The sequence below is a fragment of the Nostoc sp. 'Peltigera membranacea cyanobiont' 213 genome, from assembly GCF_002245975.1.
Classification (GTDB): domain Bacteria; phylum Cyanobacteriota; class Cyanobacteriia; order Cyanobacteriales; family Nostocaceae; genus Nostoc.
In genome coordinates this window covers 24,968-40,848 of record NZ_NOLI01000068.1, presented here as the reverse complement: position 1 = coordinate 40,848, position 15,881 = coordinate 24,968, and the positions used below count along the sequence as shown (strand labels likewise).

Sequence of the window (15,881 nt, the reverse complement as noted above, 5' to 3'; positions counted from 1 at the left end):
GGGTGGGGTTCTTGTACCTCACTCAACTGAGAACCGCTATAGGTATATTTATTTACTTAATATTGCTAAATATTGGTGATATATGGCTAAACTATCTAACGAACTACAACGCTATTTTTTTGAAGAAGAACGACCAGCAAAAGTTACTTTGGCAGAGATTCTATTGTTAGCGCAAGAAAGAATTTTTGGATTTTTGCTGATTATTCTATCTCTACCTTCCGCTTTACCAGTTCCAGCACCGGGATATTCAACTCCTTTCGGCATCCTGATTTTTCTGTTAGCGATACAGTTAATCGCTGGTGCTAAAACCCCCTGGCTACCCAAGCGGATGATGAATCATCCTATCCAACTCACGACAGTTCAGGGGTTTTTGAAGGCAGGGATTCCTTGGTTAAAAAGAATTGAAGCGATCGCTCGTCCTCGTCTAAGCTATATCTGTACTACTTTACCTGGTAGAGTGACCATTGGTATAGCGATCGCTTTGATGGCAATTTCCATGATGATTCCGATTCCAGGAACTAATACCCTGCCAGCAATGGGAATTTTTGTAACCAGCTTTGGCTTATCAGAAGATGATGGTGCTATTAGCCTAGGTGGTTTGGTAATGTGTGTGATGGGGGCAGTTTTGACTACTTCCATACTATTAGCGTTGATTTGGGGAGGTTCTAGCCTTCTCGACATTATCAAGACTTGGCTAGGTCGTTAAATTGCAAAAATATGGCTATCAACCTATATCTATTCCTGGAAAATCTTCTCTTTTTCTTCATTGCCACACTTTTTATTGTGGTTGTGAACTGGGGGTGGAAACAGGCAAAGCCCTATACTCTACCTTTACCATTTCCCAGTTGGTATAAAGTTTGGTTTGGTTCAGTGCAATTGCTAGGAGGATTACTGCCCTTAATAGTGATGCTATTATGGGGTGTATTGTGGGGCGATGGCAGTGTGTTAACTGTGCTTGGTTGGTATTTTATTGTATTAGGGTTGCAAATCATCTCTGAGACAGTAACACTCAGGCAGTTGCAAAATGTAGTGTGGGTGATGGTTCCTTATATATACTTGCCTTACCGCTTCTGGCAGTTATATGAGGGTTTGACACTCTTGGATTCTAAAAGTGAGTTGGTATGGGTACGATATTTATTGATTTTTGAATTGGTACTATGGATTGTTAACTACGCCATAGATGTGTCTCAATTACCACGGCTGTTTCGCTGGGAACTAGAATCAAATGATGTTAGTTAGGGATTAATCGCAGAATTAGCCATTTTTATTAAAGAAGTGCGATCGCCTGCTTTCAACCCAACAACATATTGCACACCCTGTTGTCTCCAAGTCAAGGTAGCATCTGAGCAACCAGCACCACAAGTAAAATCTACAAAATAGCCAGTGAACCCCTTAGCTAAGGATACGCGTTTCCCATTCAAACCGGGTGTTTTGCGGGTTACGGCTGAAGCCGTAACCACACCCAAACGACAAGCAGAGGCCCCATAACAATCAGGACTGAAAGCCAGTAAAATCTCGTAGTTTTTTTGCGTAGCAGTTTCTATATTTGCGTAAATTGGATTTTCCCCATCCGACTCAGGAATAAACTTCGGCAATAAAATCTTAATTTGAGTCTTTTGCTTTAATTTGGGCAGGATAGATTTAAAAACTGGATGTGGCTGAGTTTTACTCTGCTGTGCTATTAGTTGGGACTGGTGATTTATATTAGCTATGGCTGACTTCTGAAAGCTGCTAACGCTGACTAGTAAAAATACGGCACACACAGCACTGGTATTTCTGAAGCTTAAAATCATCTTTGAAAACCTATTTCATCTAAAGTCCTTATTTGTAATACCCATTTTGAGGATCGAATTACGTATTAAAGAGCGCTTGGAGTCAGCTAGACTAAAGAAGAAATTGCTTAATAAGTTTTAATAATTCTGTTATGAGTACTGATTCACCTGTTAATTCCCCAGATAAGCCTGAATCTCCATTCGGGAAGCGTTTGAGAAACTTCTTAATTGTAATGGTAGCGATCGCTCTTAGCGTTGCCCTCGTCTTAGGATTGCGAACTGAAACAACCTCGGCAACCTTAGCCAAGTTAAGCGATTCGTCTACACCCCTAGAAGTAGCTGTCAGCAACGGCAAACCATCTCTAGTAGAATTTTATGCTGATTGGTGTGCTGTCTGTCAGAAAATGGCACCAGATATCATTCAACTGGAAACAGAGTATGCTGACAAGATGAATTTTGTCATGCTGAATGTAGATAATACCAAGTGGCTACCAGAGATGTTGAAATATCGGGTAGATGGGATTCCCCATTTTGTATTTTTGAGTCAGCAAGGAGAAACCATCGCCCAAGCGATCGGCGATCAGCCCCGGACAATTATGGCTAGCAATTTAGAGGCTTTGGTTACAGGTTCATCTCTGCCTTATGCTCAAGCTAGCGGCAAAGTTTCCAAATTTTCAGCCCCAGTAGCACCAACGGCTAATCAAGACGATCCCCGCAGTCATGGCAGCCAAGTAGTAAATTAGTAAATTTTATCCTTATTATCCTTAGTTTGTGCAACGCCAATTTAGCAATTAGGACTTATTGCCCCAGGCTACCACAGAGGCGCAGAGAACACGGAGAAATGACAGTTTAAAAGATATTTTGCGTAAGTCCTACCAATTCCCAACTCCCAATATTAAACAACAGATTGCCGCTTGAGACGCTTATGAGCGTACATTAATTCGTCAGACTTAGCGATTAGTTGTTCTAGTGACATATTGCTTTCTGGTGAGTAACGCTCTATCCCCATACTCATCGAAAGTTCATAGCGACGGTTTTGCTGTTGATTAAAGTTGGCAATATTTGCTTGTAGATACTCTTGAATGCTATCTGCATCCTTAAAGTAGCTGGAGATGAAAACAATGAACTCATCTCCACCCAAGCGAGCAACAATATCCGAGTTCCGAAAACTTTGCTTGAGTAATTGACCAGCATCAATAATCAAGGCATCTCCAATCTCATGACCAAGGGTGTCGTTAACCTGTTTTAACCCATCTAAATCAATGAAAATAACCCAGCACAACAATTTCATCCGGTGAGCAATTTTTAACTGTTGTTCAGCCATCACGAAGAAACCACGTCGATTATGCAAACCTGTTAGATCGTCGGTCAGCGATAACTGCCTTCCTTCTATCTCTGATTGTTTGCGGTTGCGAACTTCCTGAATGAGTTCCATCTGAGCGATCGCTTGCCGACTTAGGCGGCGCAGTGCATCTAACTGCTGGTAACTTAGCTGACGAGGAACGGTATCCATGACACATAACGTTCCGACAGACAAACCATTGGGCGTAACTAGTGGCGCACCAGCATAAAAACGAATTTTGGCATTACCTCTGACCAGAGGATTGTTAGCAAAGCGATCGTCCTTGATAGTGTTGGGAATTACTAATATATTCTCTGGTTGCAGAATGGTATGAGAGCAAAAAGCCGACTCTCTGGGTGTTTCCCTAACTTTTAGTCCAATTTTAGATTTAAACCATTGGCGATCGGCATCTACTAAACTAATTAAAGCAATTGGAGTCTTACAAATATAGGCAGCCAGAGCAGTTAGGTCATCAAATGCTTGTTCGGGTAGGGTATCCAAAATATTGTAGCCCGCCAATGCTTTGAGCCTTTCTGCTTCATTTTCAGATAGAGGAACAGTTTGGGTTTTCACAGATGAATGCCTGAGCTTTAGCCAGAAAAGTTTGGTACGCTGGAGATTTTGCAATAACCGCAGGGTTAACTTTCCAGCATCAAGGCTGTGTGATATAAACATCTCTGCAACGAAAATCAGCATTCGGTTGAATATACAGAAATATTGTATTGCATGATGTTCTTCATGCCTTTGGTTTGCTCTATTGTTCATATCACCCTAACTTTCACTGTGCAAATTCCCTGAGTATGTAGATGCTTACAAGGTCTTGTGCCCAAAGCCAGGTTAAAAACGATCGAGATCGACTAAAAATTATCAAAACTTATTAGACTGTCAGTGTTACCGTAAAAACTTGATATTTTTAATACTACCAATTTGTATAGATGCAAAGGGTCAATTTGCCAGTGTGGAAGTTGGCAGAATCTGGGTCAGTAACAGTTGTATCTGATTCTGCAATCAGTATCTCAGGGGCATTTTCAGTGTAACTACCAGCATTCCCTGTGAGATTGCCAGAAGCAGCAATGCTAGCTGTTGTCAGTTTGTGCAACTTCTGAATGAATTCTTCCCCAGCGTCTCCAGCAGCAACGTTACAGCCGGAGAGTAACAGAGATGGAGAAACGCAGAGATGGGAAGACCAGGTTTGTAGTTCCTGAGTGTAGCATTGCAATGTGCTGAGGATAATTTTCTCTCTCTGGAGGAATTTCCATTAACATATCAGGCTCGAATTAGTCTTTATACGACTCCAAAATCCCACTGCGAATCATTAGTTGTGGCCAAAACAACACAAAAAATCCCATCCATGTCACTACAGGAATAGAAACAAGTACTGTTAGCCAGATAGTTTTAAATAGCAACCAGCTACCACTAATTAGTGTTACACCCGTCAAAACTATAGACCAGGGCTGACACCACCAAGGTTTGTAATTCCAAGGACTTATAGGCTTTTGTTCAGACATTAATTTTATTTAATAAAACTCCAAATTTCCCTTTAACCATTTTTAGGGTAAACGATCTACTCGGCTTCCAAAGTTGAATGCGATCGCTATTAATATTATCAAGGTTTTGGTAAAATTCGTGAGAAATATATATAACAGTGCTGATTTCCAGACAGGTTGAAGGTTATCAGACTGTTGGTTAATTGACAATTGGTCTAACCTCGATTCCTAAAACCCTGGTTTTGCGTTGTTTTCCCACTCTGCAATAAATTGCGGGCTAATCGGCTCTGTTCTTCAATACGGTTGGTAAATAGTTGGTAATTTGCTGTTGAACGCTTCACCTTCAACCACTTGCGATTGGAATACACTGGTAAAGTGCTTTAATGAACATATTAAATTATTTAAAATAGTAATATTAAATTCAAATTAGAAGTCCAGCTTTTATATCATATAGTTTTACATACTTGTCTGCAAATCATGTAAAAAAAGCTAACACAGGAGAAATATTTTTCTATAAAATCTTACTGGACGGATTCAATTATGTGATTTAGCTAGAATCAAATTATAAATACAATTTTGATTCATTGGCAAAAGTTTTAACAATTATTTCTAGAAAAGGTTGATGAAAAACGATACACCACAAGAATTAAACCAAGACAAAGAAATTGGACGCTTGATTGATGAGGTAATGTCTTCATCTCTGACTGATGAACAGTACCGCAAGAAGATGCAGCGACGCAAAGAAGTACAAGACAAGCGCATAGCAGAAGCTGTACCCGAAAAAGGATTAATTATTGTAAATACTGGGAATGGTAAAGGTAAAACTACTGCGGCTTTAGGGATGGTATTACGATCGCTAGGTCATGGGTATAAAGTAGCGATCGTTCAATTCATCAAGGGAAGTTGGGAACCTTCAGAAAAAAGGGTTTTCAGCTATTGGGAAGACCAGATAGAATTTCATGCAATGGGCGAAGGCTTCACTTGGGAAACTCAAGACCGCGATCGCGATCTTGACAAAGCTAGCGCCGCCTGGGAAAAATCATTAGAATATATTCTCAACCCAGACTTTCATCTGGTGTTATTAGACGAAATCAATATCGCCCTCAAAATGGCTTACTTACCATTAGAGGACGTTTTAGCGGGTTTGGCACAAAAACCAGCTAACAAACACGTTATTCTCACAGGCAGAGGCGCACCGGCTGGTTTAATTGAGCGTGCTGACCTCGTAACCGAAATGGCTCTAGTTAAGCATCCTTTCCGCGATCAAGGCGTTAAAGCGCAACCAGGAATTGAGTATTAACTTAAAGATTATTTACACATTTGCAACGTGCGGCGATCGCTAGCTGTGATGGAATTTAATTGATAAAAGTCTTGCAGAGCCACTGAGTAAGGATAACTGCTGAACTCATCTTCACTGACTTGAGGCAGTCTATTGTTTGCAGCTACCTGATTTGACTGAACCGAATTGGCTTCATTTGACGAACTATTAACCGTCATCGCCAACTCTCCTGATTGGCTAAGTGTACCCTGAAAACAATTAAACTCTGAATGAGGCATATACAACGCACCAGTTATCTTGTCCTGCTGCTTTTGAAATATAATGTAACCTTGACCAAGCTGGTTTGATTTTGGGGATTGACCATAGAGATAAACCCCATCTTTTGTAGGAAAATTCACTTTTGGTAAAACTTCTGTGCCTGTAGCTCCCTGAGAATCTGGAACCAGTGCTGTGGTTGTAGGGAGTGTTTTTCCGCTCTTATGCATAAAAACCCCTCTCTCTCCAGCCGCCGCTCTCTGCTGACTTCTTTCTTCTCTAACTCTTCTTAGCTGCGACAAAAGGGAGTTTTCGGAGATTTTGGTTTTCTGAATCTGAGCCGATGATAATGGAGAATCTGTAACCGATACAACTTGAGTCTGCTTGCCTATAAAGCCCAAACCGAGAAGTAAGCCTAAGCCCGCTAGGGAAATTCCCCACTGGCGGGGAGATAAGAACTGATAAAGGTTGTTAAGCACCCTACTTCTCCTGTTAAAAAATCAACTAAGTTTTTTAGAACTTACTTAAACTATAACCAAGTCTTAATTGTTAAAGACTTAGTTCACGACTTATATTACTATTGTCCAAAAAAGAAAACTGTCAAAAACTAAAGTTTTTATTTTATCTAGCTCAACAATCTTAGATTACCACCAGTTAGAGTCAGTGAGCGATCGTGACAAATGAAAGCTCTGTAGTCAGGGCTGAAGCCTTTACTACAGAGCTATTTAATTAACTTTATATTGCTTAATATAACTTAATTTATTCTTAATTCAATAGATTCATCCCATTGGGTGAGGCTAATCAGAAATTAAATCTTCTCAATCAACATCAGTTTTGTGGCATCTTGTTTTTTACTTTTTAATGAGTAAAAATACTATAGGAATCATATTTTATTTTTGAAAAAATATAAGTATTTGTAGGGTATGTTAGACGGAACGTCGTAACGCACCCTACGTAAGATTTCAAAAATAAAATACTAGTCCTATAATATTATTTTGTCGGTTAGCGTCTCGCAGAGAAGGTGGTGACTTCCGCAATACGTTAAATCAAAATATTTTTCCTACCAATCGGCATAAAAATCGCCCCCTGAATTTAGGAGGCGCATCAAGCTTTAGAGACGCGAAATCCCGCGTCTCTATATTTAACTAGCAATGTATTCTTGGACATTGGCGCGACGGCGACGCAGATGAGCTAAAGCCTGATGCTCTAGTTGACGCACACGTTCGCGGCTGAGACTCAATCTCTCACCCACTTTCGCCAATGACATTTCATTACCATCTTCTAAACCAAAGCGTAGAGCTAAAACTTCTCGCTGTTGCGGGGTCAGTTCTGCTAGTAGGTTGTTCAAGTCTTGGCGTAAGAATTCCTGGTTGGTGTAATACTCTGGTGATGGACCGCCATCTTCGAGCATTTCTTGCAACTCAGTATCCTGATTATCGCCAACTTTAACATCCAAAGATACTGGTTGACGCGCCATGTTTAGGTACTCGCGAATCTGAACAGGTTCTAGTTCCAGTTCTTTAGCAATTTCGGCTGGAGTAGGCGATCGCCCCAAGGTTTGAGCCAACTCACGCTGTACTTTCTTGATTTTGTTCAGTTTTTCGGTAATGTGAATCGGTAAGCGGATAGTACGCCCTTGTTGAGCGATCGCGCGGGTAATTGCTTGGCGAATCCACCAGTAAGCGTAAGTCGAGAACTTATAACCCCTCATTGGGTCAAATTTCTCCACACCCCGCTCTAATCCTAGTGTTCCTTCCTGAATTAAATCCAGAAATTCCATATTCCGCTTTTGGTACTTTTTCGCAATAGCAACGACCAAGCGCAAATTCGCTTCGATCATTTTTTGCTTTGCCCGCTTACCTTGGGCTACAGTTTGCTGTACTTCAGTTTCTGATAATTGAACCACGTCAGCCCACTCTGACATATCCGGTTCGCGGTGCAGTTTCTTCGCCAAAACCTCTTTGGCATCGATGAGCGTCATCATTTGTTGCACCTGTTTCCCAAAGACAATCTCTTGTTCGCGGGTTAACAGTGGTACACGACCAATTTCTCGCAGATAGGTTCGCACCATATCAGCCGTGAATCTGGTGTTGAGGTTTTCCGTTTGGGCATTGACAGTAGGCATTGGTGCGTCGTCCTCTAGACCGTAAATATACTGTATGTTTTCTTACTAAAGTGCATGGATAAAGGTAGTAAATCTATCATGAAATATCGGGAGCTACTAAAAGCAATTATCAATTGATATAGACTTTGTTAAGACGGTAAACCCCCAAGATCGGTTCCCCTATCTTGCCTAAATTTTTTAATCTCTTATAAGCACACTGGTTGTTTTTGAGAATTCTTATTTTAGGCAGTTAATCACAGCAATTAGAAAATCCGAAGTCGGTATGAGTTCCACTTAGTTTTATATTACGATAAATCAGGCAGATAGTAAAGTATCTTAAGATAAAGCTTCAAATTATAATTCAAAATTGGCCATTTGTAAAAATTTTCAGCTTCCTTGAAATTACTTACTATATCTATAGTGACCGCAAAAACCCCTCTTCTGTTGCCAAAAACTAGCCGGATAACCGAACTTAATTTGCTGGGAGAATGGAGGGTTGTTACGAATTAGGGATTTGTCATTTGTCATTAGTCATTGGTCATTTGCAAAGGACAAAGGACAACTGACAAATGACTATCTAGAATCCCAAGTCAGCTTTGGCGAGTTCAGCCGCAGCAAATACTTCTGCGTCAGGTTTTTCTTCCCAGGCTGGCTCACCAATTTCTTGGTAAAAAGTTGCGTCGTAGGGACGGGTACGTACCACCACCGGCATGGGAACGGCATGACCCAAAATTAAAGCTTGTTGCTTAGAGTCTAACTTTGCCAATACCGATCGCAGTCCGCTACCACCAGATACACCCGTAAAAATCGCGTCAATGTCTTTTTCGTCATTCAGCAAAGCGGTAATGCGAGTTCCAATCTGAGACATAATTTCATTATCTATGCCTGATGGACGTTGATCGACTACCAAAAGAGTGACAAAATACTTTCGCAGTTCGCGGGCAATAGTTCCAAAGATAGTGCTTTGTACCACTCCTGGGTCAAGGAAACGGTGCGCCTCTTCAATGGTAATCATCAACGGCGTGGGGCGATCGCTAGGATTTTTGCTTTGCAGAAATTTGTCTGCTTTTTTGACGTAATGCTCGTGGATACGTCGGGTGATCATATTCGTCACCAACATATAAGAGAGCATATTAGACTGGGAACCAAATTCTATCACAACATTCTTCCCAGCTTCCAGACATTGCACAATTTTACTAATGTAATTTTGGGGGCAAACCGCTCGCATATACTTCAAGCTGTCCATCCGCAAGAGTTTGCGCTGCAATGCCATAATCGAGCCTTTGTGTCCACGTTTCTCGTCGCAAAACATCTCGATTTCTTCGTTAGTCATGTTCAGCAACTGGACAATCCAAGACTTGCCAAACTCACTGTAGAGAATATTGGCGTTATCCAGGGCTGCGTCAGAGAGTCCCAAATCTCGGCTACATAACTTAATATCTTCAACTTCAATTTGTTCGTAACTCAAATAAAGTTCTTGAGCATCACGCACACCCCGGCGCTTTGTCGATTCCGGGTCGAGGGTATAAACTTCTACCTTGCTAGGGAAAAGCTGCTTTAATCCCTTAACTGTATTAACGTTCTTTCCTTCTGCGACGGCTTCCCAGCCATACTCAGAGTGCATATCAAAAATCAAATTTACTGCCGCACTTTTACGGATAACGCCAGCTAAAAGTAATCGTGTGAGAAAGGATTTACCAGTACCAGATTTTCCAAAAACCCCATTACTCCGTTCCACGAAGCGGTTTAAATCGATACAAACGGGCACATCCATATCCAAAGGTTTCCCAATGGAAAAATTACGCCTTTGGGGGTCATCTTCCCAACCAAATACCCGGCGAAAATCGTCAACACTGGCTTCGTAAACTTGACTAAAGTGGCTAGGAATAGTTTTAACAGGTAACAATTCCATCGTTGTGCTAGTTTGTGGCACAAATGAAGCCAAACCCGTCACTGATGGGATAAAGGGATTTGCCGATTTGCCATTTGTTGGCGAGAAAGATTCTTCCGATTCGGGAGTGAACATCAACATCGGCGCGAGGTTGATAGTACCATAAGTACCACTTCCGGCTAAAACATCTCGTAAAAAAGTATCTTCCCAACTGGGGGGATTAGCAATAATTCGGGCATTAGCTGCTCCTAATGCTACATCTGTCAGCATACAAAAAAAGCGCGATCGCATCCCTTGCACAACAAGAAACTTACCAACCCGCATATCTTCCACAGAAATGTCAGGATGCAATCGTACTTCTAAACCTTCAGTTAGAGAACCTTGAATGACCGAACCTAATGGCTGTCCCGAATTCATCTGATTAGTCATTTGTCATTTGTCATTTGTCATTGGTCATTGGTCATTGGTTATTGGTCATTGGTCATTTGTCATTCTCCATCCTGTGCCCCATACCCAATGCCCGATGCCCAATGCCCAATTATCTAATCAATCTGAATCGAAGTTGGCGCACCTCCTGCGGCTGAGGTGCTACTGATTAATGGTTTACGGAATTGAGCGTAAATGCGATCGCGCCAGGTAAAGAATGGTTCATAATCTATATTCTCTGAAAAGATTGGCAATCCTTTTCCTCTAATAGAAGCTGGTAAATCCAGATAGGGGCCAGGGGGGAACTTGAGCAATATCGATAAGCCCGCTACTGACAAGTCAGCTAAAGTCGGCTCATCTCCAGTTAGATAAGGACTATCTGCCAATAATAACGTTAACGCTTCCAAGTCTTGTTTTAAAGATGCGATCGCTGATTGGATCGCATCTGGACTATAACCTACCCCAAAACCTAACACTGTCAGTAAGTCAGTGGGTACTCCTCCAACTAGACTTTTAAATATATCTGGTGTTGAGGTCGGTAATAAAGACTTGCGGAAATTTTGATCTTGACTTACGGCTGCAAATAGTGCCTTTCGACCTTTGATGCCTATAGATTCATCCGCCCATTCTTCAATCAATAAAGTTAAACCCCGTTTTTTGGGATCTTGGGGTATTATCGGGCGATCGGGATACTCTAAGTCTAAATACTTAGCTATCTCCGTAGAATCCGCAATATATTTATTCCGATCCTTTAACACTGGCACTTGTTTCTGACCAGTCAGCCGGAACAGTTCTACTTGTCCGATTCCAGGCGTAACCTCTATTTTGCGGTAATTTAGTCCTTTAAAATCTAGAATTAGGCGCACTTTCTCTGAGTATTGAGATAGTTCCCATTGGTATAATTCCAGCATGTTGCATACCTTGTAACTGGTCAACTTCTTAAACTTTACAATTGTATCTTTAGTTAAAGTAATTTTTCTTTACATTAGCTGCTTTTTGTCTACCTAATTGAGATTAAGATTGAACTTATGCTTGATTCTCAGCAAAGTTATGGATTTAAAAGATATTATTTTATGTATAAAACATCAAATAATCAAATAATTTAATTAGGTATACATAAAAAAACCTAACTGCCCAGTTGTAACTCTTAAGTAGTTACTTTAACTTCCGTTAGTGTAAAATTACGTTAATATATCTAAGTAATTAGTTTCTGTATTTTTGCTGAATCATCAATGGTTAATTCAGAGATATTGCTTGTTCTGTAAGGGATACAGGATTTTCTAATAAACTACTTATTTACAGACAAATTTGTATATAAGTTGGCTTTCAAATAGAATATTTCTCACAGCTTATTGTAATTGACACCTTGTAGATGTAAGGTAAATGTAGGATTTTCGCGCCTCGTTACAGCAAGTAAGGCTTTTTAAGTTTTTATCAGTGTGATGCAGAAAATACACTCATTACATAAAATATGTGCTAAATATATTTCATAACCTATCAGAGTAAGCCGAAGTTAGATATTTTACCTTCCCTGCAAAAATTATTCTGAGGAAAAGTTTTACTTAAGTCTTCAGTTAGGTTTTCTGCATAGCAAAATGTTATAAATCTTTATGTAACCTGTGGACAAAAAGACAAACAAAATTTATGAAGACAAATTACAGCAAATTGCTGATCGCATTAGCAGGCATAGCAGGATTTAGTAGTTTCAGCCTCGTTATTACTTTACCATCTGAAGCTAAAGAGGCACTAAATCCTAAACCCAGTATTTTCAACGAAGCGCCCTATAACAAGGGTCAACGCCTTCAAGTAAACGCTCAATACACACCTACTGAGGCTGCTTCCGAAATAGAAAAGGGCAATACCAAGCGCAAACAAGTAGCACAGAAAAGTGGCGGAACAAATCCCAGACCAAGTATTTTCAACGAGCCTCCTTATAATCGTGGTGGTAATGCTACACCTACTGAACCAACACCCACCACACCAGGTACTATCCCGGAAACTCAACCCAGTGAGAAACCTACTATAACTCCACCAGGACCAGGGGCAAGCGACAATCAAGGCAAAAACTTGTTAGCCTTGACAGAATCAAACGCTTCCTTTAAAACCTTAACCAAGGCTTTGAAAGCAGCAGGATTGACTGGGGCTTTGCAAGGAAAAGATAACTTAACTATTTTTGCACCCACTGATGCAGCTTTTGCTAAGTTGCCAGCAGATGCTTTGCAAGAATTGTTAAAACCAGCCAACAAAGAAGTATTGCTCAAAATCCTAACTTACCATGTAGTAGCTGGTAAGGTATTGTCAACTGATTTAAAATCTGGTGAAGTTAAAAGCCTTGAAGGTGGCACTATCAACGTTAAAGTTGATCCTGCTACTGGTGTGACTGTCAATGATGCTAAAGTTACACAAGCAGATATCACAGGCACTAACGGTGTAATCCACGCAATTGACCAGGTAATTTTGCCTCCTGATTTGTAGTTTTTAGATATTAGTACAATCAGTAACAGACTTAAGTGGGCATAAAGTATTAATACATAAAAATTCCGTTCAAGTGGTAATTTTGGACGGTTTTTTTTTGTAATAATGGTGAGTTAAATTGGCAATCCCACCCAATACTTCTCGGTTAAAGGGAAAAGGTAAGGCTAAAGGTAAAGAAAAACCTTTAACTAAAATAATATATTTGGTTTATAGCTTAACTCTTTGTCAAAGTTATTTTTTGTGTGCAATCAGCCTTTGGTCTTTATCTTGCATTGCTAAAAGTTCAGGGATAGTAACAAAGCTATAGCCTTGTTTCCGAAAGTTGGCAATGATTTCTGGTAAAGCTTGTACGGTTTTAGAGCGATTACCACCACCATCATGCATCAATACAATCCCACCTGGTTTAGCTTTTCTGAACACATTATTAATTAATTTTGGTACAGCAGGACGCGAGTAGTCTACAGAGTCTGATGACCAGCGAATGATGGCATATTTGTTATTTCTAGCGTAATCAGCCACCCCATTGTGCATAATTCCTCCTGGTGGTCGAAATAGATTTGTTTTAATCCCTGTAACTTGATAAATCAGGTCTGCTGTGTGGTTAATTTCATAAGCGGCTGCTTGGGGATTCATGAATTGATACCAATGATGCCAAGTATGATTGCCAATTACATGACCTTCAGCAATCTCCCGTTTTACTAAGCTTGGATAATTCTTCACATTTTGCCCAATGAGGAAAAATGTCCCTTTGATTTGATTTTGTTTAAGAATATCTAGTACTTGCGCGGTACTCTCAGGCCATGGCCCATCATCAAAGGTGAGAGCAATTACTTTCTGTTCGGGAGTAAGTTTTGCAGCATCAATTGTTGTCCCTTGAAAGCTTGGTGGCACAGCATAGGTAAGACCCTTTGTTTGTGCTTGTTGCTGCCAACTTTTAAGCATTATTGCTTTTAGTTCTTCAATCTGCTGTTGAATTCCAATCTTAGCTGGTGGATTGTTTACATTTATATTTTCTGTACTTTGAGCCTCAGACGAGCTTGACTTGATAAGCATCATCGTAGTAGTACTCAAGACAAGCAACGCCATCAATATTTTTTGCACACCAAAAAATGACTTATTGTCCTCCACTTCATCACTCCTTCAATGGTCGAACCGTTTTTTTCACAATACTTCCGGCAGTTTTTATCCTCTATAAATAAAACCCTCACCATGAAGGTGAGAGCCTTCTTGTGCTTTAGTTTTTGTAGACTATGAGGGATGAGAGGAATTTAGAGAACTATAAAAAGCAATTAATTATGCCTTATTAACATGAATATGCTTAATGTAGTTTAAATATTGCATATTTCATTGACGAAGCCATTGCGAAATTATGACAAAGGTGTGACCTAACTTAAGTGATGACGGTACAACACAGACCATTAAAAAAATTGGCGTTGCATATTTGCGGCATGAATTAGCAGTTGGAAGCATTGAAAAACTATTCCGCATTAAACAAAATCATCCCATGATTCAGCAACGCCAAAAATTTACCAAAAATTTAACAGTTTACAGACTAGACATTACATCCCGTGCAACTGCTAAAGTTTGCTCAATGTCTTCTTCAGTGTGAGCAAAAGACGTGAACCCAGCTTCAAATTGAGAGGGTGCTAGGTAAACACCACGCTCTAGCATACCCCGATGGAAGCGCCCGAATTTTGCTGTATCAGACTTTTTCGCATCTTCGTAGTTATGAACTGGGCCAGAGGTAAAGAATAAGCCAAACATGGCGCTGATTTGACCGCCGCAAGCCGCATGACCTGTTTCTTTAGCAATTTGCAGCAAACCATCTGCTAGCTTTTTAGTTATCCGCTCAAGATAATCGTAAGTACCTGGCTTTTGCAGCAATTCTAAAGTTTTAATCCCAGCAGTCATTGCCAAAGGATTACCAGAAAGAGTCCCAGCTTGATATACGGGGCCAGCAGGGGCAACCATTGACATAATATCTCGCCGACCGCCATAAGCTCCTACTGGCAAACCACCACCAATCACTTTACCCAAAGTTGTTAAATCGGGAGTAACCCCAAATTTTTCTTGAGCGCCACCGTAAGCAATGCGGAAGCCTGTCATCACTTCGTCAAATACTAATAAGGCTCCATACTCGTGAGTTAGTTCCCGTAATCCTTCTAGGAAACCTGCGTCAGGGGCAATAAATCCAGCATTACCAACAACTGGCTCAAGAATAACGCCAGCAATCTCATCGCGGTTTTCTTCAAACAACGCTTTGACGGATTCTAGGTCATTGTAAGGTGCGGTTAGAGTAGTGCCAGTTGCCGCTTTCGGAACTCCTGGTGAGTCTGGTAAGCCAAGTGTGGCAACACCAGAACCTGCCTTCACTAGAAATGCATCGGCGTGTCCGTGGTAACAGCCTTCAAACTTGATGATTTTGTCTCGGTTGGTGAAAGCCCGCATTAGCCGCAAAACTCCCATACAGGCTTCAGTTCCAGAGTTGACAAATCTGACCATTTCGATACTAGGAACGGCATCAATGACCATTTCTGCCAAAACATTTTCTAGGGTTGAGGGAGCGCCGAAACTAGTGCCTTTTTCTAAGGCTTCATGCAAGGCTGCAATTACTTCTGGATGAGCATGACCGCAAATAGCTGGGCCCCAAGTGCCTACATAGTCTATATATTGGTTGCCATCTACATCCCAAATATATGCACCTTTAACACGATCGAAAACGATGGGTTGTCCGCCCACAGATTTAAAGGCACGAACTGGAGAACTGACTCCTCCGGGCATGAGGTTTTGAGCAGCAGCGAAGACTTCTTGTGATTTTGTTGTTTTAATTGTGGTGTTTACCAAGGTTCT

General features: G+C 40.7%; 15 protein-coding genes. 5 read left to right on the top strand and 10 right to left on the bottom strand.

The features are described 5' to 3' along the window. Positions 1–82: 82 nt before the first annotated feature. Entirely contained in the window at positions 83–706 is a 624-nt protein-coding gene (locus CDG77_RS18920) for an exopolysaccharide biosynthesis protein (protein WP_094330880.1), read from the top strand. Positions 707–717: 11 nt separating this feature from the next. Then, positions 718–1,239 (top strand): hypothetical protein, encoded by a 522-nt coding sequence (locus tag CDG77_RS18915; RefSeq protein WP_190234004.1) that lies wholly within the window; start codon positions 718–720, stop codon positions 1,237–1,239. On the opposite strand, the gene CDG77_RS18910 is transcribed toward CDG77_RS18915, so the two are convergent. After that, positions 1,236–1,793 (bottom strand): hypothetical protein, encoded by a 558-nt coding sequence (locus tag CDG77_RS18910; protein WP_094330879.1) that lies wholly within the window; start codon positions 1,791–1,793, stop codon positions 1,236–1,238. The genes CDG77_RS18915 and CDG77_RS18910 overlap by 4 nt on opposite strands. A gap of 131 nt (positions 1,794–1,924) precedes the next feature. On the opposite strand from CDG77_RS18910, the gene CDG77_RS18905 reads away from it, so the two are divergent. Then, positions 1,925–2,515, top strand: a complete 591-nt coding sequence (locus tag CDG77_RS18905; protein ID WP_094330878.1) for a thioredoxin family protein — start codon at positions 1,925–1,927, stop codon at positions 2,513–2,515. A 152-nt stretch (positions 2,516–2,667) separates the two neighbouring features. Here CDG77_RS18905 and CDG77_RS18900 read toward each other — a convergent pair whose 3' ends face one another. The 3 genes from CDG77_RS18900 to CDG77_RS18890 all read right to left on the bottom strand — a co-directional run bounded on the left by CDG77_RS18900 (position 2,668) and on the right by CDG77_RS18890 (position 4,622). Further along, positions 2,668–3,879 carry a sensor domain-containing diguanylate cyclase gene (locus CDG77_RS18900; RefSeq protein ID WP_094330877.1) on the bottom strand — a complete coding sequence of 404 codons (1,212 nt, stop codon included), beginning with the start codon at positions 3,877–3,879 and terminating at the stop codon, positions 2,668–2,670. 154 nt (positions 3,880–4,033) lie between these two features. Further along, a complete protein-coding gene (locus CDG77_RS18895) occupies positions 4,034–4,348 on the bottom strand; it encodes a DUF4347 domain-containing protein (RefSeq protein WP_094330876.1) in 315 nt (104 codons plus the stop codon). Positions 4,349–4,391: 43 nt separating this feature from the next. Then, positions 4,392–4,622 carry a DUF6737 family protein gene (locus CDG77_RS18890; RefSeq protein ID WP_094330875.1) on the bottom strand — a complete coding sequence of 77 codons (231 nt, stop codon included), beginning with the start codon at positions 4,620–4,622 and terminating at the stop codon, positions 4,392–4,394. A 601-nt stretch (positions 4,623–5,223) separates the two neighbouring features. Here CDG77_RS18890 and cobO point away from each other — a divergent pair. Beyond that, positions 5,224–5,901, top strand: a complete 678-nt coding sequence (gene cobO, locus CDG77_RS18885) for a cob(I)yrinic acid a,c-diamide adenosyltransferase (RefSeq protein ID WP_094330874.1) — start codon at positions 5,224–5,226, stop codon at positions 5,899–5,901. 8 nt (positions 5,902–5,909) lie between these two features. Here the strand turns inward: cobO and CDG77_RS18880 are convergent, their stop codons facing one another. The 4 genes from CDG77_RS18880 to CDG77_RS18865 all read right to left on the bottom strand — a co-directional run bounded on the left by CDG77_RS18880 (position 5,910) and on the right by CDG77_RS18865 (position 11,467). After that, on the bottom strand, positions 5,910–6,614 hold the full coding sequence (locus CDG77_RS18880) for a hypothetical protein (RefSeq protein ID WP_094330873.1): 705 nt from the start codon (positions 6,612–6,614) through the stop codon (positions 5,910–5,912). 662 nt (positions 6,615–7,276) lie between these two features. Further along, on the bottom strand, positions 7,277–8,260 hold the full coding sequence (locus CDG77_RS18875) for an RNA polymerase sigma factor, RpoD/SigA family (protein WP_094330872.1): 984 nt from the start codon (positions 8,258–8,260) through the stop codon (positions 7,277–7,279). 556 nt (positions 8,261–8,816) lie between these two features. After that, on the bottom strand, positions 8,817–10,547 hold the full coding sequence (locus tag CDG77_RS18870) for a helicase HerA domain-containing protein (protein WP_094330885.1): 1,731 nt from the start codon (positions 10,545–10,547) through the stop codon (positions 8,817–8,819). Positions 10,548–10,672: 125 nt separating this feature from the next. Beyond that, on the bottom strand, positions 10,673–11,467 hold the full coding sequence (locus CDG77_RS18865; protein WP_094330871.1) for a glutathione S-transferase family protein: 795 nt from the start codon (positions 11,465–11,467) through the stop codon (positions 10,673–10,675). A 733-nt stretch (positions 11,468–12,200) separates the two neighbouring features. Here CDG77_RS18865 and CDG77_RS18860 point away from each other — a divergent pair. Further along, positions 12,201–13,031, top strand: coding sequence for a fasciclin domain-containing protein (locus CDG77_RS18860; RefSeq protein ID WP_094330870.1), 831 nt, complete (start codon positions 12,201–12,203; stop codon positions 13,029–13,031). A 231-nt stretch (positions 13,032–13,262) separates the two neighbouring features. Here the strand turns inward: CDG77_RS18860 and CDG77_RS18855 are convergent, their stop codons facing one another. Further along, a complete protein-coding gene (locus tag CDG77_RS18855; protein ID WP_094330869.1) occupies positions 13,263–14,159 on the bottom strand; it encodes a polysaccharide deacetylase family protein in 897 nt (298 codons plus the stop codon). Between the two features lie 417 nt (positions 14,160–14,576). After that, a complete protein-coding gene (gene hemL, locus CDG77_RS18850) occupies positions 14,577–15,875 on the bottom strand; it encodes a glutamate-1-semialdehyde 2,1-aminomutase (RefSeq protein ID WP_094330868.1) in 1,299 nt (432 codons plus the stop codon). Positions 15,876–15,881: the final 6 nt, after the last annotated feature.

Coding starts and splice junctions, on each gene's coding strand:
- CDG77_RS18920 (WP_094330880.1), top strand. CDS start 83: ATGGCTAAACTATCTAACGAACTACAACGCTATTTTTTTGAAGAAGAA.
- CDG77_RS18915 (WP_190234004.1), top strand. CDS start 718: ATGGCTATCAACCTATATCTATTCCTGGAAAATCTTCTCTTTTTCTTC.
- CDG77_RS18910 (WP_094330879.1), bottom strand. CDS start 1,793: ATGATTTTAAGCTTCAGAAATACCAGTGCTGTGTGTGCCGTATTTTTA.
- CDG77_RS18905 (WP_094330878.1), top strand. CDS start 1,925: ATGAGTACTGATTCACCTGTTAATTCCCCAGATAAGCCTGAATCTCCA.
- CDG77_RS18900 (WP_094330877.1), bottom strand. CDS start 3,879: ATGAACAATAGAGCAAACCAAAGGCATGAAGAACATCATGCAATACAA.
- CDG77_RS18890 (WP_094330875.1), bottom strand. CDS start 4,622: ATGTCTGAACAAAAGCCTATAAGTCCTTGGAATTACAAACCTTGGTGG.
- cobO (WP_094330874.1), top strand. CDS start 5,224: ATGAAAAACGATACACCACAAGAATTAAACCAAGACAAAGAAATTGGA.
- CDG77_RS18875 (WP_094330872.1), bottom strand. CDS start 8,260: ATGCCTACTGTCAATGCCCAAACGGAAAACCTCAACACCAGATTCACG.
- CDG77_RS18870 (WP_094330885.1), bottom strand. CDS start 10,547: ATGAATTCGGGACAGCCATTAGGTTCGGTCATTCAAGGTTCTCTAACT.
- CDG77_RS18865 (WP_094330871.1), bottom strand. CDS start 11,467: ATGCTGGAATTATACCAATGGGAACTATCTCAATACTCAGAGAAAGTG.
- CDG77_RS18860 (WP_094330870.1), top strand. CDS start 12,201: ATGAAGACAAATTACAGCAAATTGCTGATCGCATTAGCAGGCATAGCA.